24 protein-coding genes are annotated in these 26,934 nt (G+C 38.5%); 7 read left to right on the forward strand and 17 right to left on the reverse strand.

Annotation, left to right across the window (positions count from 1 at the left end; translation table 11 throughout):
• Positions 1 to 57 precede the first annotated feature (57 nt).
• The 3 genes from potE to speFL form a co-directional block, all read right to left on the reverse strand.
• Positions 58 to 1,377, reverse strand: coding sequence for a putrescine-ornithine antiporter (potE, locus tag BKK54_RS02985; RefSeq protein ID WP_077541373.1), 1,320 nt, complete (start codon positions 1,375 to 1,377; stop codon positions 58 to 60).
• A 60-nt stretch (positions 1,378 to 1,437) separates the two neighbouring features.
• Positions 1,438 to 3,609 (reverse strand): ornithine decarboxylase SpeF, encoded by a 2,172-nt coding sequence (speF, locus tag BKK54_RS02990; RefSeq protein ID WP_077541375.1) that lies wholly within the window; start codon positions 3,607 to 3,609, stop codon positions 1,438 to 1,440.
• Positions 3,610 to 3,835: 226 nt separating this feature from the next.
• Positions 3,836 to 3,988, reverse strand: a complete 153-nt coding sequence (gene speFL / locus BKK54_RS12140; protein ID WP_432213694.1) for a leader peptide SpeFL — start codon at positions 3,986 to 3,988, stop codon at positions 3,836 to 3,838.
• A 308-nt stretch (positions 3,989 to 4,296) separates the two neighbouring features.
• On the opposite strand from speFL, the gene pepE reads away from it, so the two are divergent.
• The 4 genes from pepE to cpdB all read left to right on the forward strand — a co-directional run bounded on the left by pepE (position 4,297) and on the right by cpdB (position 9,898).
• Positions 4,297 to 5,001 (forward strand): dipeptidase PepE, encoded by a 705-nt coding sequence (gene pepE, locus BKK54_RS03000; RefSeq protein WP_077541444.1) that lies wholly within the window; start codon positions 4,297 to 4,299, stop codon positions 4,999 to 5,001.
• A gap of 19 nt (positions 5,002 to 5,020) precedes the next feature.
• Positions 5,021 to 6,316 carry a C4-dicarboxylate transporter DcuC gene (dcuC, locus tag BKK54_RS03005; RefSeq protein ID WP_077541379.1) on the forward strand — a complete coding sequence of 432 codons (1,296 nt, stop codon included), beginning with the start codon at positions 5,021 to 5,023 and terminating at the stop codon, positions 6,314 to 6,316.
• Between the two features lie 68 nt (positions 6,317 to 6,384).
• A complete protein-coding gene (locus BKK54_RS03010; protein WP_077541381.1) occupies positions 6,385 to 7,671 on the forward strand; it encodes a M20 family metallo-hydrolase in 1,287 nt (428 codons plus the stop codon).
• Positions 7,672 to 7,924: 253 nt separating this feature from the next.
• Positions 7,925 to 9,898, forward strand: a complete 1,974-nt coding sequence (gene cpdB / locus BKK54_RS03015) for a 2',3'-cyclic-nucleotide 2'-phosphodiesterase (protein ID WP_077541383.1) — start codon at positions 7,925 to 7,927, stop codon at positions 9,896 to 9,898.
• Between the two features lie 73 nt (positions 9,899 to 9,971).
• On the opposite strand, the gene BKK54_RS03020 is transcribed toward cpdB, so the two are convergent.
• From BKK54_RS03020 to BKK54_RS03030, 3 genes are all read right to left on the reverse strand, one after another.
• Entirely contained in the window at positions 9,972 to 10,406 is a 435-nt protein-coding gene (locus tag BKK54_RS03020; protein WP_143541407.1) for a hypothetical protein, read from the reverse strand.
• 98 nt (positions 10,407 to 10,504) lie between these two features.
• Positions 10,505 to 10,603: a methionine/alanine import family NSS transporter small subunit gene (locus tag BKK54_RS03025; RefSeq protein WP_077541387.1), complete on the reverse strand. Its 99-nt coding sequence runs from the start codon at positions 10,601 to 10,603 to the stop codon at positions 10,505 to 10,507.
• A gap of 1 nt (position 10,604) precedes the next feature.
• Positions 10,605 to 12,122: a sodium-dependent transporter gene (locus BKK54_RS03030; RefSeq protein ID WP_077541389.1), complete on the reverse strand. Its 1,518-nt coding sequence runs from the start codon at positions 12,120 to 12,122 to the stop codon at positions 10,605 to 10,607.
• A gap of 152 nt (positions 12,123 to 12,274) precedes the next feature.
• Between BKK54_RS03030 and BKK54_RS03035 the strand changes: the two genes are divergently transcribed.
• Positions 12,275 to 12,910 carry a tellurite resistance TerB family protein gene (locus BKK54_RS03035; RefSeq protein WP_077541391.1) on the forward strand — a complete coding sequence of 212 codons (636 nt, stop codon included), beginning with the start codon at positions 12,275 to 12,277 and terminating at the stop codon, positions 12,908 to 12,910.
• Positions 12,911 to 12,991: 81 nt separating this feature from the next.
• Here the strand turns inward: BKK54_RS03035 and citC are convergent, their stop codons facing one another.
• From citC to BKK54_RS03060, 5 genes are read right to left on the reverse strand one after another with little or no spacing between them, the layout of a single operon-like run.
• Positions 12,992 to 14,053, reverse strand: a complete 1,062-nt coding sequence (citC, locus tag BKK54_RS03040) for a [citrate (pro-3S)-lyase] ligase (protein WP_077541393.1) — start codon at positions 14,051 to 14,053, stop codon at positions 12,992 to 12,994.
• 4 nt (positions 14,054 to 14,057) lie between these two features.
• Entirely contained in the window at positions 14,058 to 14,492 is a 435-nt protein-coding gene (gene dtd, locus BKK54_RS03045) for a D-aminoacyl-tRNA deacylase (protein ID WP_077541395.1), read from the reverse strand.
• Between the two features lie 9 nt (positions 14,493 to 14,501).
• A complete protein-coding gene (locus tag BKK54_RS03050; RefSeq protein ID WP_077541397.1) occupies positions 14,502 to 15,323 on the reverse strand; it encodes a virulence factor BrkB family protein in 822 nt (273 codons plus the stop codon).
• Positions 15,314 to 15,787 (reverse strand): YchJ family protein, encoded by a 474-nt coding sequence (locus tag BKK54_RS03055; protein WP_077541399.1) that lies wholly within the window; start codon positions 15,785 to 15,787, stop codon positions 15,314 to 15,316. Before BKK54_RS03055 ends, BKK54_RS03050 begins: the two co-directional genes overlap by 10 nt.
• The gene (locus BKK54_RS03060) at positions 15,777 to 16,451 is read right to left on the reverse strand and encodes an MOSC domain-containing protein (protein ID WP_077541401.1); all 675 of its coding nucleotides are present in this window, start codon (positions 16,449 to 16,451) and stop codon (positions 15,777 to 15,779) included. The genes BKK54_RS03055 and BKK54_RS03060 overlap by 11 nt, the downstream gene beginning before the upstream one ends.
• 119 nt (positions 16,452 to 16,570) lie before the next feature.
• On the opposite strand from BKK54_RS03060, the gene BKK54_RS03065 reads away from it, so the two are divergent.
• On the forward strand, positions 16,571 to 18,070 hold the full coding sequence (locus tag BKK54_RS03065) for a helicase HerA-like C-terminal domain-containing protein (RefSeq protein WP_077541403.1): 1,500 nt from the start codon (positions 16,571 to 16,573) through the stop codon (positions 18,068 to 18,070).
• Between the two features lie 51 nt (positions 18,071 to 18,121).
• Positions 18,122 to 18,880 carry a uridine phosphorylase gene (gene udp / locus BKK54_RS03070; RefSeq protein WP_077541404.1) on the forward strand — a complete coding sequence of 253 codons (759 nt, stop codon included), beginning with the start codon at positions 18,122 to 18,124 and terminating at the stop codon, positions 18,878 to 18,880.
• A gap of 56 nt (positions 18,881 to 18,936) precedes the next feature.
• Here udp and BKK54_RS03075 read toward each other — a convergent pair whose 3' ends face one another.
• Genes BKK54_RS03075 through BKK54_RS03100 form a run of 6 tightly spaced genes read right to left on the reverse strand, consistent with a single transcriptional unit; the run spans position 18,937 to position 26,784 of the window.
• On the reverse strand, positions 18,937 to 19,752 hold the full coding sequence (locus BKK54_RS03075; protein WP_077541446.1) for a shikimate 5-dehydrogenase: 816 nt from the start codon (positions 19,750 to 19,752) through the stop codon (positions 18,937 to 18,939).
• Positions 19,753 to 19,786: 34 nt separating this feature from the next.
• On the reverse strand, positions 19,787 to 21,211 hold the full coding sequence (locus BKK54_RS03080) for an HlyD family type I secretion periplasmic adaptor subunit (protein WP_077541406.1): 1,425 nt from the start codon (positions 21,209 to 21,211) through the stop codon (positions 19,787 to 19,789).
• A gap of 3 nt (positions 21,212 to 21,214) precedes the next feature.
• Entirely contained in the window at positions 21,215 to 23,344 is a 2,130-nt protein-coding gene (locus tag BKK54_RS03085) for a type I secretion system permease/ATPase (protein WP_077541408.1), read from the reverse strand.
• A 2-nt stretch (positions 23,345 to 23,346) separates the two neighbouring features.
• Positions 23,347 to 23,985, reverse strand: a complete 639-nt coding sequence (locus BKK54_RS03090) for a hypothetical protein (protein WP_077541409.1) — start codon at positions 23,983 to 23,985, stop codon at positions 23,347 to 23,349.
• A 1-nt stretch (position 23,986) separates the two neighbouring features.
• On the reverse strand, positions 23,987 to 24,625 hold the full coding sequence (locus tag BKK54_RS03095) for a hypothetical protein (RefSeq protein WP_077541411.1): 639 nt from the start codon (positions 24,623 to 24,625) through the stop codon (positions 23,987 to 23,989).
• Positions 24,622 to 26,784: a calcium-binding protein gene (locus tag BKK54_RS03100; protein WP_077541413.1), complete on the reverse strand. Its 2,163-nt coding sequence runs from the start codon at positions 26,782 to 26,784 to the stop codon at positions 24,622 to 24,624. The genes BKK54_RS03095 and BKK54_RS03100 overlap by 4 nt, the downstream gene beginning before the upstream one ends.
• Positions 26,785 to 26,934: the final 150 nt, after the last annotated feature.

The following is a 26,934-nucleotide window of genomic DNA, read 5'->3' on the forward strand; positions in this document are numbered from 1 at the left end:
GCGGATATTAAGCACTATACAAAAAAGCCCACGATAACGTGGGCTTGGGTATGTAAACTATTCTTTTATTGACCGATAGAGATCAAATTTATAAGACACGAAGCCATACAATGTCCAACCGATAAAGGTAGCAATGGAACCATATAACATTGCTTGCTCACCCGCCGCGTAAAGGGCATATATGCTGTATATCGAACCGATAAATGCAACAAATACGGTGGTTTTATATTTTCGCGCTGGCACATTTTCCACTTTTAGCAGAACAGCTAATGCAGCCATGGAAAGCAAGTACGGAATGACATTGGTGACCACAGCTAAATCAACCAATACATTAAATTGTTTATTTAATGATGGGCTGATGGTTAATAAAGATAATAGGGTTTGAATTGCTGTAATGGTTACCATACCGATAATCGGTGCGTCTTTGCTTGTGACTTTTTTGAAGAATGCCGGGAAATAGCCTTCTTCTGCGGAAGATTTAAATACTTGTGCAATGGTGAATTGCCAGCCTAATAAAGAACCGAAACAAGACATCACCATTAAGCCCATAATGACTTTACCGACGGTTTCATTAAACATGTGGGCAAATGCCAATCCGAATGGTGCGGTAGATTGTGCTAAATCCATATTTGGTACGATACCGGCAATCACATTGGTTGAGACAATATAAATTACCGCCGCTCCCAGTGTTCCTCCCAATACGGCAATAGGCACGTTTTTCTCCGGATTTTCAACGGCATCAGCATTGGCACAAGCGGATTCTAATCCTAAGAATGCCCATAAGGTCATAGAAATGGAGACGCCAATTGCTTCAAAAGTTGGCACATTGTGAGGGTTCCAAGAGTTAATATAGAGTGAACCATCGAACCAATACCAACCGATGATACAAAGACCAACAACTGGAATGATGACGCCCCAAATGGTGAATGAACTAATATTTCCTGTAATTCTTGCACCGCCGAAGTTAAGGACAGTGGCAAGCCATAATGTAAAAATTGTCCACAGTGCAATGGAGAGCGGTGAAAGGGTTGTGCCTAACAGTTCGGAACCATAGCCTACGGCAGAAATTGCAATTGCTGTATTGGCGATAACTAAAGAGACACCGTAGGTGTAATTTGCCATGAAGTTACCCGCTTTACCGAAAGAATACTCGGCATAGCCACCCATACCGCCGGATTTTTTACTGAACATTCCACATTGTGCAAATGCGTAAGCAAGAGCGGTTGAACCGACAGCGGTAACTAACCAAGATACGATAGAAATAGTGCCAATTTCTGCCAGTTTTGTTGGTAGCATAATAATACCGGAGCCCATCATGTTTACCATAGTGAGAATAGTAAGTTGCACCACGCCAATTTTATTACTTTTTGTACTCATAATTTATTCCTCAAGTGCGGTCAATATTCTCATTGAAAAATGACCGCACTTTTTTAGCGATTAATGTTCATTTAATACATAACCATACGCACGAGTCCGTCCGTCAGGATCTTTTTGTAGATAGACCCCTTGGATTTCCGGTGCGAAGCCCGGCAAGGTATTAATGCCTTCTTCTAGCGCTAAGAAATATTGTTGAGCGGTTGTACTCCATCTTTCTCCCGGTACGACGCATAAGACACCTGGAGGGTAAGGAAGCGCCCCTTCTGCTGCAATTCTGCCTACAATGTCGGTGAGTGAAATTAATTCCACATTGTTGCGAATTAACTCAATATTGGCATCGTGAGGATTCATCGCATATTCAGGCAAGGTAGCTTTACGGAATAAGTCTTTTTGTAATTGTTTTACATTGCGGCTGACATAGAGATCATGCATTTCTTGGCATAATTGACGAATGGTATAACCTCTGTATCGTTCCTCATTATTTTTGTAAACGGTTGGTAATACGTCTTGTAATAACGAATCTTGTTTGATATGTTTTTCAAACAATGCGATTTGGGCGACTAAGGTTTGCATTTTTGTTAAGGTTTCAGCAGGCGTTAACAAAAATAGGATGGAGTTCAAATCGCATTTTTCAGGAATGATACCGTTTTCACGTAAGTAGTTTGCTAGGATTGTGGCTGGAATACCGAAAGATTCATATTCACCGCTTTCTAAGCTAATGCCCGGTGTGGTGAGCAAGAATTTGCAAGGATCAACGAAGTATTGTTCATCTTCATAACCTTCAAATTTATGCCATGTGTCGGTTGGATGGAATTTGAAGAATTCAAGATTTGTCGCGATTTCTTCAGTATCGTAATCCTGCCATTTTTTGCCTTTTATCGTCGTTGGAATAAATGGACGAATCAGTTCACAATGATTTAAGACTAATTTACGTGCTTCGATCCCTACTTTTACACAATCATGCCATAGACGGCGACCGGCTGCGCTACCTTGAATTTTGGCATTCACATCCAATGTTGCGAATAATGGGTAGAACGGGCTGGTGGAGGCGTGCAACATAAAGGCGTTATTAAAACGTTTGTGATTAACATAACGATTTTGACCTTTAATATGTTTGTCTTTTTTGTGAATTTGGGAGGCTTGTGAGAAACCTGCTTGTTGTTTATGAACGGATTGTGTCACGATAATGCCGGGATCGTTTTCATTAAGTTCTAACAAGAGAGGAGAACAATCTTTCATCATTGGAATGAATTGTTCGTAACCGACCCAAGCGGAGTCAAATAAAATATAGTCGCAAAGATGACCAATTTTATCTACCACTTGACGTGCGTTATAGATCGTGCCGTCATAAGTACCTAATTGAATAACGGCTAAACGGAACGGACGTTGTTTATCCGCACTTTCTGGCGCGACTTCTTTAATTAAGCCTCTTAAGTAGCTTTCCTCAAAGCAGTGACTATCAATACCACCGATAAACCCGAACGGATTACGTGCAGTTTCAAGATAAATAGGGGTTGCTCCCGCTTGAACCAATGCGCCGTGATGGTTGGATTTATGGTTGTTTCGGTCAAATAAAACAAGATCACCCGGTGTCAGAATGGCATTTAATGCCACTTTATTGGCAGAAGATGTGCCGTTTAATACGAAGTAAGTTTTATCGGCATTAAATACTTGTGCCGCATATTTCTGTGCATCACAGGCTGCCCCTTCGTGAATAAGCAAATCGCCTAGTTTTACATCGGCATTACAAATGTCCGAACGGAAAATGTTTTCTCCGTAGAAATCATAAAGGAAACGACCTGCCGGATGTTTACGATAATATTGACCGCCTTGATGTCCCGGACAGTCAAAGGCTATATTCCCCATTTCCACATACTCACTGAGCATTTTGAAGAATGGCGGAAGCATTTTTTCTTCATAAAGTTTAGCGGCAGTTTCAATTTGACGACTATAAAGCTGAATATCATAACCATTGAGATCTTGGATATGGTAAACAGAGTCATAAAATTCGGGTGAAAGTGGTTGCTCGGCTGTTTGTACAACAAAAACAGGAATATTAAATTCGGTTTCTTTGATGGAATCAATAAATTGATCTACATCAGAGGAACTTAATACGATAGCAGCAACATCAGTAAAATCAGTAAAATCAGTTTGTTTGATTTCCACCATATCTCTTTCGGTGAAGAAATATTGGGTAACAGCCGGACTATATGCTATTTTTAATTTAGGCATAATTAACTCCTTATTTATATTTTTGAGATAAAAAGGTCTCTTACATTATAAAAATAATGCATTCTTTGTTTTTTTAAACAATAAGATAGCTGTCACTAATTTAATAATATTAGTGATTGGTTCTTATTAATTTAAAATAGGAAGATCAGCTTTAATTAAGAGATAATGACTGTTGGTGAGTCATATTTTTTTAAAGCTAAAATCTCTCTGAATAGTGAAGACACGACTAGAGAGCGAAATGGGATGGTTTATTTTGAGAGGCAAAAACAGAATAGGAAAAACAAGAGCGATGCGATGGCATCATAATGTGTCTTGTACGGCGGATATGCGCCATTAAAGAACGCCCTTTTATTGGATTAAGACTTAAAAGGCGTAGAATTCTTGTATGTATGTATGTATGTATGTATGTATGTATGTATGTGCTTGCATAGAATCCTCCTCATATCTATACAATTCAACAGACCTATCTTGATTGTTATTCTGCCCCTTCCTAAAAGTAGAATCAATAATAAATATTTAAAAATGTGATCATTGTCAAAATAAATATTATTTTTAATTTTTTTATAACATTTATTTAACCATGGTTTTATTTATTCTAATGTTTAATATAAATAAAATTTTATGTTTATTTTAACTTGCTATAAGTATAATGATGATATTTATTAATTATAATAGGATGAAATGAATGTGAAAAATATACTTCTTCTGAGCAGTTCAAAATACAAGGAAACGGGGTACTTAGAACACGCACTGCCTTGGTTACAGCAATTTTTATCGGATTATCGTGGTAAAAAAATCGCATTTGTTCCTTATGCGGGAGTACGCCGTACTTTCGATGAATATGAGAAAATCGTGCAAGAGGCATTATCAGATGTGGAGATGGAAATTGTTTCCGTTCATCACGGTAAACCATATCGAGATATTATTGAACGGGCAGATGTAATAGCCATTGGTGGCGGTAATACATTTTGTTTATTGAAACAGCTTTATGAACATCATTTGATTGAAGCCATTCATGAAAAAGTAAAGAGCGGAACGCCGTATTTTGGTTGGAGCGCAGGGGCGAATGTAGCAGGACGTTCGATTATGACCACCAACGATATGCCCATCACTTATCCCCCTTCTTTTTCTGCATTGCAATTATTTCCTCATCAAATTAATCCTCACTTTATTTCTGGCAAAATGCAAGGTCACAACGGTGAAAGTCGCGAAGATCGGTTGGCTGAATTTTTACTCGTCAATCCAACCGCACTTGTCTATGCGTTACCGGAAGGATCGGCATTGCATATTCGAGGAGAACAGGCAACAGTGCTGGGTGAAAATCCTATTTTACGTTTCAGTAAAGGTATGCAATGTGAAACCTTTGCTGTGAATCACCGCTTTTCTTATTAACTTATAAAGGAACACTATTATGGAAATGTTTAAATCTTTGGTGGCAATTGTGGGTATTTTTGCCACCATTTATTTTTTGATTAAAAAGGCGGAAACAAGAACAGTATTAATCGGTATTGGTTTATTGATGTCAGTTGTTACGCTAAACCCAATGGGCGCACTTGATGCCTTTGCAAAGAGTATGACATCCGGCGGGTTGATTATGGCGATCTGTTCCAGTATGGGCTTTGCCTATGTGATGAAATACACCCAATGCGATACGCATTTGGTACATTTGCTGACGAAACCCTTAAGCGGACTAAAATTTTTCTTAATTCCTATTGCCACCATTATTACTTTCTTTATTAATATCGCGATTCCTTCTGCTGCCGGTTGTGCGGCGGCGGTGGGGGCAACATTAATCCCTGTGTTAAAAAGTGCGGGTGTTCGTCCTGCTACTGCGGGTGCGGCTATTCTAGCCGGAACCTTTGGTTCGATGATGAGTCCGGGCTCTTCCCACTCTGCCATGATTAGCGAAATGTCCGGTTTAACCATCACCCAAGTGAACCTTTCCCACGCCCCCTACAATATGATTGCGGGTGCGATTGGCGCGATTGTATTGACGATTTTAGCCCTTGTTTTTAAAGATTATGGCGAAGAACATCGCCAAGCCTATCTTGCCGAGCAAAAAGAAAGCGAAACCAACAAGGTACAAGGGGTCAATGTTCTGTATTCTATTGCGCCATTATTGCCATTAATTATTTTGGTAATCGGTGGCACATCTTTACAACAAATTCCGGGGCTTGAATGGACAAAAATGGGCGTACCGCAAGCCATGCTGATCGGTGCGATTTACGGCATTATCGTTACCCGTATTTCACCGGTTAAAATCACGGAAGAATTTTTTAACGGAATGGGAAATTCTTACGCCAACGTACTCGGCATTATTATTGCCGCAAGCGTATTTGTCGCAGGATTAAAATCAACCGGTGCCGTCGATGCGGCGATCGCCTTCTTAAAAGAATCCAACGAATTTGTCCGTTGGGGGGCGACTATCGGGCCGTTTTTAATGGGATTAATCACCGGTTCCGGCGATGCCGCTGCCATTGCCTTTAATAGTGCCGTTACGCCACATGCGGTAGAGTTGGGCTATACCCATGTCAATCTTGGTATGGCTGCTGCGATTGCCTGTGCATTAGGTCGTACCGCTTCACCGATTGCCGGAGTCACCATTGTTTGTGCCGGTCTTGCTATGGTAAGTCCGGTTGAAATGGTGAAACGGACTGCGCCGGGAATGGTGCTTGCCGTCTTATTCTTGGCATTATTTATGTTATAACCCCTCAAATTTCACCGCACAAAATACAAAGTGCGGTGTTTTTTCATTAAGTTTTTTAAGGAGAAAAAATGAACTTAGATTTATCCCAACTCACTCATTGGCGTCGTGAATTTCATCGCTTTCCTGAAACCGGTTGGAGCGAATTTTGGACAACGGCACGTATTGCGGATTATTTAGAAAGTCTTGGTTGTTTTGAAATTTTAATGGGCGAGCAAATAATTAACCCTGATTTTGTTCGCGGACGAAAACAAGCGGTGGTGGATCGTGGTTTGGTGAAAGCAAAAGCCTATGGTATGAATGAAAAATGGCTCGACAAAATGAGTGGCTATACCGGCTGTGTCGCGGTGTTTGATTCCGGTAAACCGGGTAAAACCGTGGCGTTACGTTTTGATATTGACTGTGTGAATGTCAAAGAAACGAACGATCCGAATCATATCCCGAATAGAGAGGGTTTTGCTTCGGTTAATGATGGCTTTATGCACGCTTGCGGTCACGATGCACATATTACCATCGGTTTGGGAACGGCATTGTGGATCAGCCAAAATCGTGAAAAACTCACAGGTAAAGTAAAAATTGTTTTTCAACCTGCAGAGGAAGGCGTGCGAGGTGCGGCGGCTATTGCAGCCAGTGGGGTGATTGATGATGCGGATTATTTTGCGAGTTCCCACATCAGTTTTTGTGCAAATTCCGGCACGGTAGTTTCCAATCCAAGAAACTTTCTCTCAACAAGCAAAATTGATATTCGCTACCACGGCAAACCGGCACATGCCGGCGCAGCACCTCATTTAGGACATAATGCGTTACTTGCCGCAGCGCATGCTGTTACACAATTACATGGTATTGCCCGCCACGGTGAAGGAATGACACGTATTAATGTGGGTGTATTAAAAGCGGGGGAAGGCCGTAATGTGATCCCAACAGAGGCTGAATTACAACTTGAAGTCCGTGGCGAAAATAAAAAGATCAATGAATATATGGTTGAGCAAGTGATGCAAATTGCCAAAGGGATTGCTATCGGTTTCAATGTAGATTATGAAACAGAAATTGTAGGCGAAGCAGTGGATATGAACAATGATGCAGAACTGGTGCAGTTAGTGGAAGAAATTGCCTTACAGCAACCTCAAATCCACAGTATTAATGCCGATTATGCTTTTAATGCCAGTGAAGATGCTACGGTGTTAGGCAGACGCGTGCAAGATCACGGTGGAAAAGCCATTTATTTTATCCTTGGCGCTGATCGCACGGCAGGTCATCATGAAGCCGAATTTGATTTTGATGAAAATCAATTGATTACAGGCGTGAATATTTATAGCGGATTATTACAACGTCTATTGGGGGACTCCCCTATTTTCTAAGGCGGTTTATACCGCCTTTCTTAAGGTTATTGGTAGGGACACACTGCGTGTGTCCGTTATAAAAATCAAATTATTTTAATTTTTTAAAATTCGGACACACGTAGTGTGTCCCTACAATTTGTTAAATTTTCTGTTTTGTACATTTGTCACATAATGTGGAAATTTTTCCCAAAATCGACCGCACTTTCTTTCAAAAACAGGGTGTTTTTCTTAGAATAGCATTAATTTTTATCCCTCAGGTAAGGACATTTTTATGATTAATAGACGACATTTTATTCAAATCGGTGCAAGCAGTATCCTTGCATTAAGTGCAAGCCGTTTCACGCTGGCAAAAGGCAAGCCTGATATTGATTTACGCATTGTGGCAACCACCGATATTCACAGTTTTTTAACGGATTTTGATTACTACAAAGATGCACCAACGGATAAATTCGGCTTTACCCGTGCGGCGAGTTTAATTCGTCAGGCTAAAGCCGAAGTAAAAAATGCGGTATTAGTGGATAACGGTGATTTAATTCAAGGAAACCCAATTGCAGACTACCAAGCCGCACAGGGTTATAAGGAAGGCAAACCGAATCCGGCAATCGCCTGTTTGAATGCTATGCATTATGACGTAGGTACGGTTGGCAACCACGAATTTAACTACGGCTTAGATTATCTGGCGGATTCAATGAAACAGGCGACATTCCCGATAGTTAATGCCAATGTGGTAAAGGCAGGCAGTGATGAACCTTATTTCACACCTTATGTGATCCAAGAAAAATCAGTAGTGGATAATCAAGGTAAAACTCATAAATTGAAAATCGGTTATATCGGCTTTGTACCGCCACAAATTATGGTTTGGGATAAGGCAAATTTACATGGCAAGGTGGAGGCTCGTGATATTGTCAAAACCGCACAAAAATATGTGCCTGAAATGAAGAAAAAAGGGGCGGATATTGTGATTGCCTTGGCGCACACAGGTCCATCGGACGAACCTTATAAAGAAGGGGCGGAAAACTCCGCATTCTACTTAGCGGATGTGCCGTACATTGATGCAGTTATTTTTGGTCATTCACACCGCCTATTCCCGAACAAAGAGTTCGCCAAATCTCCGAATGCGGATATTGAGAAAGGCACGGTAAAAGGTGTGCCGGAAAGTATGGCAGGATACTGGGCGAATAATATCAGTGTGGTAGATTTAGGCTTAACCGAGCATCAAGGGAAATGGATTGTGACGGAAGGACAGGCAGTCCTTCGCCCTATTTTTGATGCGGAAAACAAAAAAGCCCTTGCAGAAAATGATCCGGAATTGACCGCACTTTTACAACCGATTCACGAAGCGACCCGCAAATTTGTGTCGCAGCCGATTGGTAAAGCCACCGACAATATGTACAGCTACTTAGCCTTAGTGCAAGATGATCCGACCATTCAAATTGTGAACCAAGCCCAAAAAGCCTATGTAGAAAAAGTCGCACCAAGTGTGGCGGCAATGGCAGGCTTGCTGATTTTAAGTGCGGGGGCGCCGTTTAAAGCGGGTGGGCGTAAAAACGATCCTACTGGCTACACGGAAGTGAATAAAGGTGAATTGACATTCCGCAATGCAGCGGATCTTTACCTTTACCCAAATACTCTTGTGGTAGTGAAAGTAACGGGTGAACAGCTCAAAGAATGGCTTGAATGTAGCGCAGGAATGTTCAATCAAATCGATCCAACCAGCGATAAACCGCAATCACTGATTAACTGGGAAGGTTTCCGTACCTATAATTTTGATGTGATTGATGGCGTGAATTACGAATACGACATCACCAAACCGGCACGTTATGATGGCGAATGTAAACTTATTAATCCTGAGTCGCACCGTGTGGTGAACCTCACTTATCAAGGTAAGCCGGTTGATCCAAAAGCAGAATTTTTAATCGCTACCAATAATTATCGGGCTTACAGTAATAAATTCCCCGGCACGGGCGATCAACATATTGTCTATGCCTCACCGGATGAAAATCGCCAAATTCTTGCGGATTACATCAAAGCAACCAGTGAGAAAGACGGTGCAGTCAATCCAAGTGCGGACAAAAACTGGCGTTTTGTTCCTATCACAGGCAATGATAAATTAGACGTTCGTTTTGAAACTTCACCGACAGAACAAGCGGCACAATTTGTCAAAGAGAAATCACAATATCCGACAAAACTGGTAGGCACTGACGAAGTGGGCTTTGCGGTGTATCAGATTGATTTGTCTAAATGATAAAAATAAGGTGGGTTATTTTCCCACCTTTTTAATTGGAATGTTATAAGTGCGGTCAATTTCCTTTCTGTTTTCAAATTCCCGCAAACCATCTATACCATTTTCCTTTCACTTTGTTGGGATAGTTTGTTTTTAAGAACTGATAAAAACGGGTGAAATTGTCATTAAAAATCGTATCTTTCGGGATAAATTGATAATGGCGTTGCCCGTTTGGAGTATGAATACGCATAAACCAATATTTTCGGTTATTGACTGTCACACTCATTTTTTCCAAAGCGATTAAATCATCGAATTGATAATGATAAATTAATTGGTTCGCGCGGAAGATAAAAATACCCTTGGAATTAAAATAATAACGCTCTGGGCTAAATACTTTCCCACTGCTAAATGGAATAAGTTCTTCACCTTCAAATTCCCTGTTATTTCTTGTCTGCAAAAAGCGAATGAGAGGAATGATTGTAAACGTTGAAAAGAGGGAAAGAGCAAGAAGTATGATTAAAATATCCATAGATAAATATTGGTTGTTTTCAATATGATTGAATTGTACCAAATGTGATTTACTTAAAAAGAGGAAAAAATAACCGCACTTTAAAGTGCGGTTAAAATTTAGTTATTTTCTTTTGGCAGGCGAAGGAGGGCAAAAAAGAAGCCACCCCAAATCACGCCAAGAGCAATGATCATCATAATAATTGCGCTGGAACTCATTTTATTCTCCTTTTGATTCTTCTATTGTGAGTTTGGTTTCACTTTTCCATTTTAAGCGGGAAAGAATAAACGACACCACGAGTAAGCTCACAGCCATCCCCCAACCGAAGATATTGACAAACCAGCTTGGATAGCCTTCGTAGCCTTCAGAGAAAACTTTTGCCCCTTCACTAAATAACATAAAGGCGAGGATACCGGTGGTAAGTACAATACATAGGCGCCAGAAAAAGCCCACTTTGAAAGAGGAGGTTTCGTTTAAATGATCGCCTAATAAGCCCAGTTTCTCGTTTGCTACAATAGCAACCAGAGAAACAAACGCCACGGCAACAATACCAAAATAGTTGACGAATTTATCAAACACATCAAGCATTGGTAAGCCGGTTGTGGTACCGAATAAAATTACGGAAACGAACATCATCGGAATACCGACAATAAAGGTCACTTTTACACGGCGAATACGAAGTTTGTCCTGAATAGCGGAGATGATAACTTCAATCACCGAAATAAAGGACGTTAATGCCGCAAAAGTCAGTGAACCGAAGAACAACACGCCAAGCACTTCACCGAACGGTGCTTTGTTGATAATGGTTGGAAACGCAAAGAATGCTAAACCAATACCGCCTTTTGCCACTTCGCTGACTTCTTGTCCTTGTGCGGTAGCGATGAAACCTAATGCGGCAAAAACCCCGATACCGGCTAACACTTCAAAGCTACTGTTTGCAAATCCCACGACTAAACCGCTGCCGGTGAGATCGGATTCTTTTTTCAAGTAAGAGGCGTAAGTCACCATAATCCCGAAACAGATTGAAAGAGAGAAGAAAATTTGACCATACGCTGCGATCCATACACTTGGGTTGGAAAGTTTCGACCAATCCGGTGTGAACAGAGCATTTAACCCTTTTTCCGCACCCGGTAAAAAGAGAGAATAGATCACCAAGGCAACAAACATCACGACAAGAACAGGCATTAAAATAGATGAGGATTTTGCAATCCCTTTTTGAATCCCCATGGAAAGCACACCTAATGCAATTACCCATACGGCAATTAATGGACCGGTTACCATACCAACAAATTCAAAACTGACCCCGTTAGTAATATCGCCCATTTTTAAGAATTCACCGATAAAGAAATCAATGGGTTTATCACCCCATGCACCATTGATGGAAAAGTAGGTATAGCTCGCTGCCCAACCTAATACTACGGCGTAATATAGCCCAATAATCACGTTCACCATCACTTGCCACCAACCAAACACTTCAAAGTGTGGGCTGAAACGGCGATAGGACAAAGGCGCACCACCACGATGACGATGTCCAATGGCATAGTCTAAGAATAAAAGTGGAATTCCTGCGGTTAATAGTGCGATAAGGTAGGGAATAATAAATGCACCACCGCCATTTTCATAGGTGGTATAAGGAAAACGCCAAATATTGCCTAAGCCCACTGCGGAGCCTATTGCAGCAAGAATGAACGCTTTGCGACCCGAGAAAGTTTCACGCTTTTGAGTTGATTGCGTCATAAAATAGTTCCTTGTAAAAATGAAAAAGAATTCAAATATAATGAAATCTTCTATCTAGTCAATAAAATTGATAAAAGAGCGGTTATTTTTCTGGAATCTTTTAATAAAAAATCAGTCTATAATGTGATTTTTCTAACAAAAAGGAACAATTTATGAATTTTAATCAAATTTTAAATCAAGTCGTCAATATCGCTAAAAACTCAGCGAGTCATTTACAAACCGGTAATCCGACATTGGATAACATCACCAAAGTAGGCGGTGGTGCTGCAATTACAGGGATTTTATCCATGATTTTAGGGCGTTCCGGCGGGGCGAGTTTAGCCAAGTTGGGCTCTTTAGCGGTGTTGGGGAATCTGGCTTATCAGGCATATCAAAACTACCAAAAATCCCAACAGGCGCAACCTGTGATGTCCGCCAATGAATTTGACGTATTAGATTCGACTTCTCAGCAAGAGGCGAGTGCGTTGATTTTACGTACTATGATTGCGGCGGCTGCGGCAGACGGTGAAATTACAGAAGATGAAAAACAAACCATTGCGAATGAAATTGGCGATAATGCAGAATTAGCGCAATGGGTTGAGCAGGAAATGCAAAATCCGATTAGTGTGAATGAAATTGCCCGCCAAGTGGGGAATGACACGGCATTGGCGGCAAATGTGTATCTTGCTGCACGTTTAGTGAGCAAAGATTTATCCCGTAAAGAAATAATTTTCCTTGCTAATCTTGCAGAAGCGCTGGGTTTAGATGATGCCTTAGTCGAACAACTCGAAAAACAAGCAGGATTTTAAGTTTTAGAAGAGTGGCTCATAACGAGAGAATAAGCAAAACGGAACTATCACCTGATGAGTTCCGTTTTTGAGTAGTGCAATCTAGTAATGTTTCACTTCATCTGATTGTCTAATTTTTTTAATAATGGGGGCGGCTTCATCACTTATGAGAAAATCAAAAGTTGTTTGGGGGACAAGTTGTTTGACTTGATGCCAACTCTCGTCTTTAATCGCTTGGCGAACCTCTGAGGCACTAATCGCAGTGCCATTTTTTTCTTTACGTTCTACCACAACACATTCTATACCATATTCCGGTAGTTTCTGCTGCATGACTTGGTTGTAGAGATTTGTTACGTGGCTAAAGGGTTCATTACCCATGTAACGGCGTTGAATTCCCAATGCTTGAGCAATCCGTGCAAAAATCTGTAAATCAATTTCTATATTGCTTTTGATTACCGCATCATCATTTTTTTGGAAATAGCTTGGGAAAGTGGCTTGACTGATAATGTAGGAGCCGCTGTCGTGCAGGATTACATTGGGCAAATGTGCGATACCCGCTTGAATCAATTTTTTACGTACTTCATAAGGAAATAGGCTACTGTCTTCACTCACCATAAAAAGATGAACAAGATCATTTTCAGTCGCCGCTTTTTCCACTAAGTATTGATGTCCAAGGGTAAAAGGGTTGCAATTCATCACCAATGCGGAAATCTTTTTATTGTCAGAAACAGGTGAGATTTCGACCGCACTTTTCAGTCGTTCCACATAATTTTCAAAGCCTTTGCGTTTGTTTTCCATAAACACAATTTGCTCGGGGATTTGCACGATTTCCCAAAAGCCGAGATCGTGGAAAAATTTTGCGGATTCACATTTTGTGTAGAGAAATAAATGGGAATGTCCTCGTTCCATTTGAATATTAATCAAATGTGTGATGATTTGGTTTATTAATCCTTCACCTTGATGATTTTTAGCCACCGCTAAGCAACGCAAGGTATTACCAAAACACGCCCCCGTTGCAATGATCTTAAAATCTTCATCAAACATCGCACAAAGGTAATCTAAATTTGGATCACGCTGAATACCTTCTTGCGCAAGTAAATGGTCAATTTGCGTAAGGCTGTGTTGATCTGAAAAAGCAATTTTTCCAATGGAATAATTATTCATACGCTTACACATTCAACCAAAAAGTCACCGGCCCATCATTTGTCAGGGTAACTTGCATATCGGCAGCAAAACGACCATTTTCTACTTGAATTTTTTCTGCACATCTTTGTGAAAAGTAGTCATAAAGTTCCTTTGCCAAGGCGGGGGCTGTGCCTTTGGAAAAACTTGGGCGTAAGCCTTTTTGCGTATCGGCAGCTAAGGTGAATTGAGAAACGACTAATAACGCGCCGCCTGCTTGTTGCACATTCAAATTCATTTTGTCATTTTCATCACTAAAAATGCGGTAATTCAATACCTTTTCCGCCAGTTTATCGGCTTTTATACGATCATCATCTTGCTCTACGCCAAGTAGCACCAAAAGCCCTTTGCCTATTTGTCCGACTGTTTCTCCGCTCACATCGACACGAGCCTGTGTCACACGTTGTATTAATGCAATCATTGTTATTCCTTAATTTGTTTGATTTTCAACCGCACTTTTTTGTCTGATTTCTTCCAATACGGCGGCGAGCTGCGCACCAAGTAACACAACTGTCCAGCTTAATTGAATCCACAGCAACATAATTGGTAGGGTTGCCATCGCACCATAAATTAATTGATAAGAAGGAAAGGTAACGATATACCAAGCAAAGGCTTGTTTTCCCAAAGTAAAAAATATCGCAGCAATTAATGCCCCTGCGGCAGAATGTTTGATACTGACTTTCTTATTTGGCACCACCATATAAAGTACAGTGAAAATAAACCAAGTAGAAAGAAAAGGCACAAAACTGAGGAGTTTTAAACCAAATGAGAGGTGTTCTGAAGCCTCAAACATTGCTTTCACATAAGTGCTGGCGGCAATACTGGTGCCAATAAGCAATGGCCCAAGGGTTAAAATCAGCCAATAAATGGCAAAAGAGGTAAAAATTGGGCGGGTACTGGTATCTTGCCAAATGCTATTTAGCGTGCGATCAATGGAGTTAATCAACATTAATGCCACCGCAATTAAACTCACGATCCCTACCGCACTCATCTGCTTAGAATTATTGACAAATTCATCAATATATTGCCCGACAACATCACCGGCAGAAGGTGCAAAATTGGTGAAAATAAATTCTTTTAATGCATCGGTGACCTCGTTAAATACAGGGAATGCCGAAAAAATAGAAAAAATCACCATAATTAGCGGCACAATCGCTAACATCGTGCTATAAGTGAGCGAGCCGGCAGCCTGCGTCAATTTATTTTCATTAAAACGTAACCAAAATTGTTTCAAAAAATCTGTCATAGCCATGCTCCACAACAATGTTTAAATTTTTTACCGGAATTGCAAACGCAAGGTTGTTTCATTGTCGGTAAAGGGACTGTGGGATCAACAAAATACCAACGTCCGTCAATTTTGACAAAAATGGACCGCTCTTGGTGGGATTGTTCCCCTTCTTCGCTTTGAAAAAGCGCATTAAATTCCACCGCACTTTGGATTTTCGTTAATGTTTCCGTTTTTAGAATGTGCAGGCCAAGCCATTGTGTGTTGTCCGCCCAAGCTTGTAATGCTTGAACATTTAACTGAGATTGTTGACTAGGCACCGTGGTTTCCACAATATAGGGAATGTTTTTCAGTACATAGGCGGAATAGCGAGAACGCATTAGTTGTTCTGCAGTTTCCGGTAAGGCTTGCTGATGATGAAATATACCACAACAATCAGCATAATTTTTTGTGGATTGACAAGGGCAAAGTGCGGTTGTTTTAGCGGTCATTTTTGTATGCCTTGATTTTACCTAATTGCGAGTTCAACGAACGTTTAAACGCCACGGCTAATTCTTCAATGGCTAACGCTTGTTCTAATTCTTCCGTTGTTGGTTTGCCTGATAACAAACGATTTAAGTGGCGAATGGTGAATTGCGGGTAAGGTCTGCTTTGTAATATTAATTCATCACCTTGTGCAATTTCCCCTTCTTCGAGCACCCGTACATACCACCCGCTCCAACCTGAAAGATAAACGGTTTTTTGGGTTTCGGAATTGTTGGTGTTTTTCGATAAACGTTCACAGGGTTTACGGGGTTGGGAGACTTCCAAAAGGGTTGAGCCGATTTTAAAACGATCACCCACACAAACAGAATCTTCATCAAATCCTGATACCACAAAGTTTTCACCGTATGTTGCGGTTCCGCTATAAGAGAAACACTCACCTAATAATTCATTTAAAGCGGAAAATGACGTATCAGACATAAAAAAGAGCGCTTTATCCACCCCGCCATGGTGCTTTTTTAATCCCACATCGTTGCCATATGCGCCAAGTTTGTGGATTTTAACGGATTGTACCGGTTGTTTGCGAATTGCACTTTCATAGGTTGAACCGTCCGCAAAAGTGAGGGATTTAACCTCACCTATTTTGATCACCAAAATTTCCGCTTTTGACATTTTCTTTCCCTTTTTATAAAAATACACAAAATTATACCGTAAAATCACTTAAATTTTGACCGCACTTTGTTTTTTCCTTATCATCTCGTTCAATCAATACACAATAAAAAGGAACATTTATGCAATATGATCTCGCCCGAACAGAACTGGGAAAAACACTGGGTATTACCGCCAAAATGGCAAACCGGCACGGATTAATTGCCGGTGCGACCGGTACGGGAAAAACCGTCACCCTACGTAAAATTGCGGAGGCATTTAGTGATGATGGTGTGCCGGTTTTTTTAGTGGATGTGAAAGGCGATCTTTCAGGCTTGGTTAATCACGGACAATTTAGCGGTAAAATCGCCGAGCGTATTGAACAGTTTAATTTAGGCGGTGAACACTATTTGAACGGCTATCCGGTTTCTTTTTGGGATGTGTTTGGTGAAACAGGCATTCCGCTACGCACCACCATTTCTGAGATGGGACCTTTATTGCTTTCCCGTCTGTTAAACCTCAATGCTACACAAGAAGGTTTGTTAAATCTGGTTTTCCGTGTAGCAGATGATAAAGGCTTATTGCTTATTGATTTAAAAGATCTCCGTGCGATGCTGAAATACGTAGCAGAAAATGCCAAAATCTTCCAAGTGGAATATGGCAATGTCTCCGCAGCAAGTGTAGGGGCGATTCAGCGTGCATTGCTCACCCTTGAAAATGAAGGGGCGACAAATTTATTTGGTGAACCGGCACTGAATCTTGAAGACTGGCTACAAACCCGTGATGGGCGCGGTGTGATCAATGTACTTAATTCGGAAAAACTGATTAATTCGCCAAGAATGTATAGTGCTTTCTTGTTGTGGTTGATGTCTGAATTGTTTGAGCAATTACCGGAAGTAGGCGATCCCGATAAACCTAAATTTGTGATGTTTTTTGATGAGGCACACTTGTTATTTGATGGTGCACCAAGTGTGTTGGTGGAAAAAGTAGAGCAGGTGGTTCGCTTAATTCGCTCTAAAGGTGTGGGGATTTATTTTGTTACGCAAAACCCGTTAGATTTGCCGGATACGGTACTTGGTCAGCTAGGTAACCGTGTACAACACGCCTTACGTGCCTTTACACCAAGGGATCAAAAAGCCGTCAAATCTGCCGCTGAAACCTTCCGCGCTAATCCAACGGTAAATGTAGTAGAAAGTATTTCTACTCTTGGCGTGGGGCAAGCGTTAGTGTCATTCTTAGATGAAAAAGGAATGCCAACCCCTGTTGAAATTGCTTATATTTACCCACCGAAAAGCCAACTTTCTCCACTTTCTGCCGAAGATCGTACTGCGTGGGTGAAAGATGATGAGCTTTATCCGTTCTATAAAGATTATGTAGATAACGAGTCTGCCTTTGAAATATTAAATGCACAGGCTGACCTTGCTGCTGTTCAACAAAAACAAGCGGAACAAGCACAAGAGGAAGAAGAAAACGGTATTTTAGGCAGCCTCAGCCGTATGATTTTTGGCACGAAAAAACGAGGGGAAAAACTTAGCCCAGCAGAACAGATTGTCAATAGCGTGGCGAAATCTGTCGGGCGCAATATTCGTAATCAAGTCACTAAACAAATTATGCGTGGTATTTTAGGCGCATTGAAAAAATAATAAACCAAAGTGCGGTCATTTTTACCGCCAAATTTAAACAAGGAGACAATTATGTCAGATGTATTTCATTTAAACCTTACCAAGGCTCAATTAAAAGGCGCAACCATTGCTATTGTTCCCGGTGATCCGGCACGTAGCGAACGTATTGCTAAGCACCTTGATAACCCTGAGTTTCTTACCAGCACCCGAGAGTTTACTTCTTGGCTTGGCTATATCAACGGTCAGCCGGTGGTGGTTTGTTCTACGGGGATTGGTGGTCCGTCCGTTTCCATTTGTGTGGAAGAATTAGCCCAACTTGGCGTGCGTACGTTTATTCGTATTGGTACGACGGGAGCGATTCAACCCCATATTAATGTTGGCGATATTCTTGTTACTACCGGTGCAGTACGTTTAGATGGGGCAAGCAAACATTTTGCACCGCTTGAATATCCTGCGGTGGCAGATTTTGCTTGTACCACTGCATTGGTTAATGCGGCAAAAGAGAAAGGCGCTGAACCTTTTGTTGGCATTACTGCCTCCTCAGATACCTTCTATCCGGGACAAGAACGTTACGATACCTACAGTGGGAAAGTTTACCGTGATTACCAAGGCTTATTGAAACAATGGCAAGATCTCAATGTGATGAATTTTGAGATGGAATCCGCCACCTTGTTTACTATGTGTAGTGCCTTAGGTTTGCGTGCCGGTATGGTTTCAGGGGTGATCGTAAATCGCACACAACAAGAAATTCCAAATGAATCCACCATAAAAGCCAGCGAAGAAAAAGCAATTTCCGTAGTGGTGGAAGGCGTGAGAAAATTATTAGTCTAATATGATATAAAGGCGTTTTTGGAAATTCAAAAACGCCTTTATTTTTAACCGCACTTTTAACTGTTCGCTCTCGCAAAGGCTGCCGCCTCATCAATCAATTCATCGCTTGGGCGTTGGTGGGTATAGAGTTCAAATTGTTCCACCGCCTGTAAAACGATCACTTCTGCACCTGAAATAGTTTGTTTTCCTTGGCTTTCCGCATATTGAATGAATGGTGTTTCTGCAGGGATTGCCACCACATCAAAGGCAACATTTGCCGCATCAATCATTGCTTTAGGAAAGGCGAGATCAGACTCCTCTTTTCCCCCTTTCATCCCTATTGGGGTGACATTGACTAAAATATCCGCTTGCTGATTTTCTAAGTGATTGATGTATTCGTAACCATAAAGTGCGCTCAAATATTTGCCGGTTTTTTCATTTCTGGCATACACTTTTAAATCCCCAAAACCGCTATTTTTAAAGGCTGCGACAACGGCTTTTGCCATTCCACCACTACCATGTACAATCACCCGTGCATTTTTATCTAATTGATATTTCTCAATTAATTTCACAATTGCAATGTAATCGGTGTTATAGGCACGTAGAACGCCGTTGTCATTCACAATGGTATTCACCGATTCAATAGCCTGTGCAGAGGGGTGAATTTCATCGACAAACGGCATACAGCTTTCTTTAAACGGCATAGACACGGCACAACCGCGAATCCCTAAGGCTCGCACACCTTTCACGGCGTGTTCAATATCTTGTGTGGTAAAGGCTTTATAAATAAAGTTAAGCCCAAGTTTTTCATATAAATAATTATGAAATTTCGTGCCAAAATTGCCCTGCCTGCCGGAAAGAGACATACAAAGTTGGGTGTCTTTGTTGAGCATTTTATTTTCCCATTTAATTTTCATAAAACTATCTTTAACGTTCGGTAAAGCTCTCCGAAAAGGTGGATTGTAAAGGGCTTAATAAATAACTAATGACAGAACGTCTACCTGTTTTAATTTCAGCGTTAACCATCATACCGGCCGTTAAATTAACCCGATGATTTTCTATAATTAAATAATCTTTGTCTAGCTCAATAATCGCAGCAAAAGCAAGCCCAACTTTTTCAGTTTCAATAGCATCAAAACTCAGTGATTTTACTTTACCTGTTAAGTAACCATAGCGTGTATAAGGAAATGTTTCTACTTTTACTGTCACTTCCTGCCCTTGACGAATAAATCCAATGTCCTGATTACCAATTATAGCCTTTACTTCCAATTTATCGTGCTTTGGCACAACGACCATCAACGGTTGAGCGGTAGTAACAACCCCACCAATGGTATGCACTACTAATTGTTGAATTGAACCTGTAACAGGTGCTTTAATCTGTGTTGTTTTTTGACGCTCAATATATTTTTCTTTTTCAAAAACAAGCTGCTTAATTTGTTCATTCGCCTGTCTTAGAGAATCTTGAGTATCTCTAATAAAGGTATTTGTTAAAAGGTTTTGTTCATCTTTTGCCTGTTGAATTTCCGCATTAATTTCATTTAGTTTGCTTTCTAAGGTTAAAATTTCATTTTTGATGTCAATATATTTTGTTTCTTGTTCTAAATATTGATGTTTAGAAACAGCGTTTAATTTGAGTAATTTAGCTAAATCATTGGTTTTTTCTTTTTCTAATCTTTGTAAAGATTGGTATTTCTTGATTTGCATTTTTATGGTGGAAAATTCTGCACGTTTCTGTTCTAACAGTGCCGCCGCTTTTTTCTGTTGAAGAAGGTAAGTATTAAATTGAGCCAAGATTAATTGCTGAGATTGTTGCTGTTCTACAGAAGAGATTGATTCATCATCAATTTGTAAAGAAGGAGGAACATTAGAATAAATAGAATCTAATAATGCATGGGCTCGAGTTTTAGCTAATTTAGCACTATTTAGTGCTTGATTTGCTTTTTGTAATTCTTCTTTAGCCCCTAATGAAGTCAGTTCAAGCAACAATTCTCCTTTTTCAACCATTTGTCCATCATTGACATAGATGTTCTCGACAATTGCATTTTCAATTGGTTGAATGATTTTACTATTTCCACTGTAAGCTATTTTTCCAGTAGCAGTGGAGACGATATCCACCTTACCGAAAATTGCCCAACCACAGGTGATTAAAATAAACAACATAATCAAATGACTTGACCTTCGAGGTAATACAGAAACCGGTTTTTCTATTAATTCTAGATGCGCCGGCAGAAAATCATATTCATTTTCTTCACGAATAGGTGTATCCAAACTCTTACGAATTTTCCAAACTTCACGAAAATGGTGAATATAATGATGTAGAAAGCTTAATATTGCTTGAAAATAGGTTTTCATAATTTAATGCCCTAATTGCAAGTGGTATAGATAATGGTATAAACCTTGGGGATTATTAAGTAATTCTTCATGTGAACCAAATTCTATTTGTTTACCTTTTTCTAATACGAGAATTTTATCTGCAATTTGGACGGTAGAGAGACGGTGGGCAATGATGATAACAGTTCTATTTCGGCAAATTTGTCGCATGTTTGTCATAATGACTCGTTCGGATTCATAATCCAAAGCACTCGTTGCTTCATCAAAAATTAAGATTTTAGGGTTTGTAATCAAAGCTCGGGCAATCGCAATTCGCTGTCTCTGACCACCCGATAATCCTGTCCCTTGTTCGCCAACAATGGTGTCATAGCCATTATCCAATTCACAGATAAAGTTATGAGCACCAGCAAGTTTTGCCGCATAGATGACTTTTTCAATATTTATTCCAGGAACACTAATCGCAATGTTATCTCTAATACTCCGATTTAATAAAATATTTTCTTGTAACACGACGCCAATTTGTTTACGTAACCAATTAGGATCAAGTAAAGTTAAATCTTGCTCGTCAATTTTAATTTTTCCTCCTGTTGGCACATATAAGCGTTGAATTAATTTAGCAATAGTGCTTTTCCCTGAACCTGATCGACCTACAATACCGATGATTTGACCTTCGCTAATAGAAAAAGACAAATCATCAATTATTGTATTACCTTGCAATTGATAACGAAATGATACTTGCTCAAAAAGAATATTCCCTTTGATTTTGGATAGAGAAAGATTATTTTTCGATATTTCAGTTGGCGTATTTAAAATATCACCTAAACGCTCTACCGAAATTCCCACTTGTTGAAAATCTTGCCATAATTGTGCAAGACGGATAACAGGCATTGCCACTTGTCCTGCCAGCATATTAAACGCAATAAGTTGTCCTATGCTTAAATCGCCGCTTATCACAAAATGAGCACCTAGCCATAAATTAATGACCATCACCATTTTTTGAATAAATTGAACACCTTGCTGCCCGATGACTGCAATTTTAGTAACCTTAAATCCGGCTTGAACATAGGCTGCCAATTGTTTGTCCCAACGATCAATCATTTGTGGTGAAACTGACATTGATTTAATCATATTAATTGCAGTAACGGATTCCACTAAAAATGCTTGATTATCGGCATTGCGGGCAAATTTTGTATCAAGTTGTTTACGTAAAATAGGTGTAATAAAAATAGACCAAATAATATAACAAGGTAAAGAAAGTAAAACGACCAAAGTGAGCCATTTACTGTAGAACCACATAACCGAAAAGAATAAAAAAGAAAAGCATAAATCTAAAACGGAGGTTAGTGCTTGCCCGGTAAGAAAATAACGAATTTGTTCTAACTCACGTATTCTTGCTATGGTATCGCCGACTCTACGTGTTTCAAAATAAGCCAAAGGCAGTTTTAATAAATGCCGAAATAATCTTGCGCCAAGTTCCACATCAATCCGGCTGGTCGTATGGGAAAAAATATAAGTCCGTAAACCGCCTAAAATAATTTCAAAAAACACGGTAATAACAAGAGCAAAAGTTACAACATTTAAAGTATTAAAGCCTTGATGAACCAATACCTTATCCATCACAACTTGAAAAAAGAGCGGCGTAATTAGAGCAAGAAATTGCAAAACAAGCGAAATACCGATAACTTCTAATAAAATTCGGCGATATTTCACTACGGCAGGAATAAACCAAGTAAAATCAAATTTAGCAAGTTGTCCGAGAACAGAGGCTCTAGAGGTAATCGCAATAATTTCACCAGGATAACGCTGTTTAAATTCTTGTTCGGATAATATTGTTGGTTCAGGTAAGGTTAAATCTTGAATTAAGTAACGATGATGTTGTTCGTCTATGCGAGCAAGAATAAAGTGTTTTCCCTCGGTTTTATCCCATACAAAAACCGGTAAATGACAATAGGGTAAACGAGAAATTGGCTTAGAAAGTAACCGCACTTTTAACCCTAAAGATTTTGCTGCCAATAACCAACCTGTTTGGGTTAAACCTTTCCCTTCAATATCAAATTGATATTTAATGTTTTCTTCCGTTGCTGCAATATCATGATATTGAGCTAAGAGAATTAATCCCCTCAATGCAGGATCAAAAATTTGATTATCTTCCATTATTATTTCCCATTTTTTCTTTTATTTTTCATTAGTAATCTGATTTTATCTTTTTTATCATAGGTAACTTTATATTGGTATTTAAGGAAATTAATAGGGTGCAGAAATAAAATAATAAGAAACATCATTAATAAAGTTGAACAGCCATAAAAAACATAAGGTAAAAATATTAATGTTGCGAAAGAATCCCTAAAAAATGCTGTTTTTATTGCCACTTCATCTAAAGGAGCATAATCAATATAAATAAAGAATATACACATAAAAATAGAAAGTGATAAAGCTAAAACCCCAGCAATCTTTATTAAAATTATTTTAATAATATTTTTTTCTATAGTAATTTTTAAATCATTGAGCTCCTTTTCTGATAAGTAACTAAATTTAATTTTTTTTGCAAGAAAAAAAGCTGATACTATAGGTAAAATCATTAATAAATTTGATAAGATATGAGATTGAAATGGGTAAATTTGAGAATAAATTCCTCTATCTTTGATTAAAAATCTATCTAAAAATTTTTCAAAATTTGTTTCAGGTATATCATTAAAAAAAACAACTACAAATATAAATAGTAGTAATGCACTAACCAGGTTATATTTTATCATCTTTTCATCAATATTTACCCTAGGGTATTTTTTGTCTTCCATATTATTTCTCACTTTTTCTTTTATTTTTCATTAGTAATCTAATCTTATCTTTTCTGTCATAGATGTAAGGGAGCTTATATTGATACTTAAAAAAGTTTATAGGATGAAAAATAATAGTGAAGAAAATACTCATTACTGACATTGAACACATATAAAATAAATATGGAAGAAATATAACCATTACAAATGAATCCCTAAAAAATGTTGTTCTTATTTCTACCTCATTTAATGGGGCATAATCTATATAAATTGGAAATGAACAAATAAAGATAACGGCTAATATAAAAAATAGCCATGCAACTTTCATAAAGAATTTTTTCAGACCATTTCTCTCAATAACTCCTCCTAGATTAATTATTTCTTTTTCTGAGAGATAATTAAACTTAATAGTTAGGGATAAAGCCGAAATTGGCGTTAGCCACATAATTAAATTTGATATAATCTGAGAAGGAAATGGATAAATTTGAGAATAAATCCCTCGCTCTTTAATTAATAATTCATATAGAAATATTTCGAAGTCTGTTTCCGGTGAATTATTAAAAAAAACAATGACGAACAACAAGATAAATAACGTTGAAAGCAAGTTGTAATTTAAAACCTTATCATTAAATTCTATTCTAGGATATTTTTTATCTATCATAGTTCCCCCCAAATTTTATTGGTTAATTTATTAAGATTTTCTAAATTATCTGCTGCTCTTAAATTACCATTATTTACATTAATAGCAAATAAAGACATGTTATTAACTAATTGATTGATATCAACAGAAGCGTCATTTCCTATTTGTAAGGTCTCTAACCTATTGAGAAAAGATTCTCGTTTTCTACCAAAACTACGTCTATGGATTGTTACTTTATTAAAATCTTTTATTAAAATACTCTCATTACTTTGTGGAAAAGAAAGGCGTAAATCCAAGTTTTCTTTAGTAAATAGAATATCTTTCCCATAAAAAGATTCATCAAGATAAATTTTATCATTACCATTCTCATCATAAATTACATCGTTACCAATAGAGCCGGAAAAATAATAAACATCATCACTACCTTTTCCTTCAAGATGGTTATTTTCACTGTTTCCTTGTAGAAAATCTTTACCTTCTCCACCTATAGTGGGCTTTCCAGAAGAAGAGTTAAGTTTATTATCATAGTATTCGTACTTAATATTATCTTTTATATGTTTATTTTTATTTGATATAATCTTCCTTATATCTCTAAAATTTAAGACCCTTCCATTAGGAAAAATTATTTCAATGTGAGGTTCAAAATGATTTCTAGAAACAAATTCATTTTTAGGTCTATAACTTCTATTTATTGAGAGCGATGATTTAGTATCAATAAAAGAAAGTGTAAGTTTATTATTTAGTATATCTAGTGTAAAATAGGTTTTTTCAAATTCAATTCCCTTTCCAAGTATAATTTTATCATTTCCTTTATTATCTATAATGGTGTCATTTCCATCATCAAAATTGAATTGATAAATATCATCACCCTCTCCTCCTTCTAGATAATCATCTCCTTTTCCTCCTTCTAATATATCATTTCCTTTTCCTCCAAATAGCTTATCATTACCTAATTCTCCAAATAGGGTATCATTTCCATTATATCCTTTAAGAATATTATTCCCACTATTTCCTCTCAGAATATTATCAAGATTATTTCCAGTAATAGCCGAATTTTTATTCCCAGATAATTGGGCGTTTTTGATACTTCCCGGTAAATTTATATCGCCACTTGCTGATAAATAATGATCTTTAGTCAGAGAAAAAAGTTCTCCGTCTTTGTTAAATAGGCTTTTATCTGTAAGTAATTCAGATATATTAAATTTATCAGAAAAGTAACCTGTGGCTGTGGATAATAGAATAGAGGCGATTTTAAATGCTCTAGATGCAGGAGATAGATTAAAAATTATAACCACTAATTTGGAAATAATTTTCGCAGCTTGGAAACCAACTAATCCCTCTAATGCATCTCTTGTAAATTTTTCTAGTTTTGACCAATCACCGCCTATATAGGCTTTTTTCAGAGCCTCTGTAAATTCGGCTGTTACTAGGGTTTTACCTATTATCCCTAACTTTGTTGCAAAAGCATTTTTGATTTCTGTTGCCGTTTTTAATGCTTCTGCTTCAGAAAGTCTGCCTGCTTTTTGTAAGGCTTCTCTATATTTGTTTTCATCCTCTATGAGACCTTTAAGGGTACTTTCTGAAATACTCATCGTATCTTTAATTTTTCCAAGGACATCTGAATTTTGGTTATTTGAAGGCGGATTTTTTACTTTTTTTGAGAGTTCCTCAACCACCCGAAAACTGCCTTTTAAGCTATCCAGATTTCCATTGTTGGAATTTAATAACTCTTGAACAGTCATCGTTTTTACTGCACCACTCGGGTTATCATTTTTTAGAAATACTTCATCTGTAACATCAAATCCAATAAAAATACGACGTTCACCTGTTTTGCTATCATAGCCTCCGGCAATAATCCCATCATTATCCCGACTATCAAAAATAATTGTTCTTCCGTCTATTACTTCAGCTAAGAGATATTTCTTTCCTTTAACTGAATAAGCAATATACGTGCGATTTCCTTTAGATAAAGTCCAAAACTGGAATGTATCACTCGTTGATAACGTGAGGTTCTTGAATTTTATTCTTCTCGGACTACGGTTATTGCTATATCTGTCAGAATCACTCCCATCAGAACCTCTTCTGATATCAGAATCCCATCCAGTATAGCTATTACTATCCGCCGTGACTGTAATTTCATCTAAATAGTCCATATCTTTATCTGAATTAGATCTACTCATATTTTTCTCCTTACTATAAGAATTTTTTCAATATTTGAGCACTATCTCCCATAACATGGATTTGATAGCTTCTATTTAGATAGATGATTAGAGTTAATCATTTATCATGAAATTTATTAACACGACAATTTACAGACATATTTTGTATTC

Source organism: Rodentibacter genomosp. 1 (assembly GCF_001999285.1).
In the GTDB taxonomy this organism is placed as follows: Bacteria; Pseudomonadota; Gammaproteobacteria; order Enterobacterales; family Pasteurellaceae; genus Rodentibacter.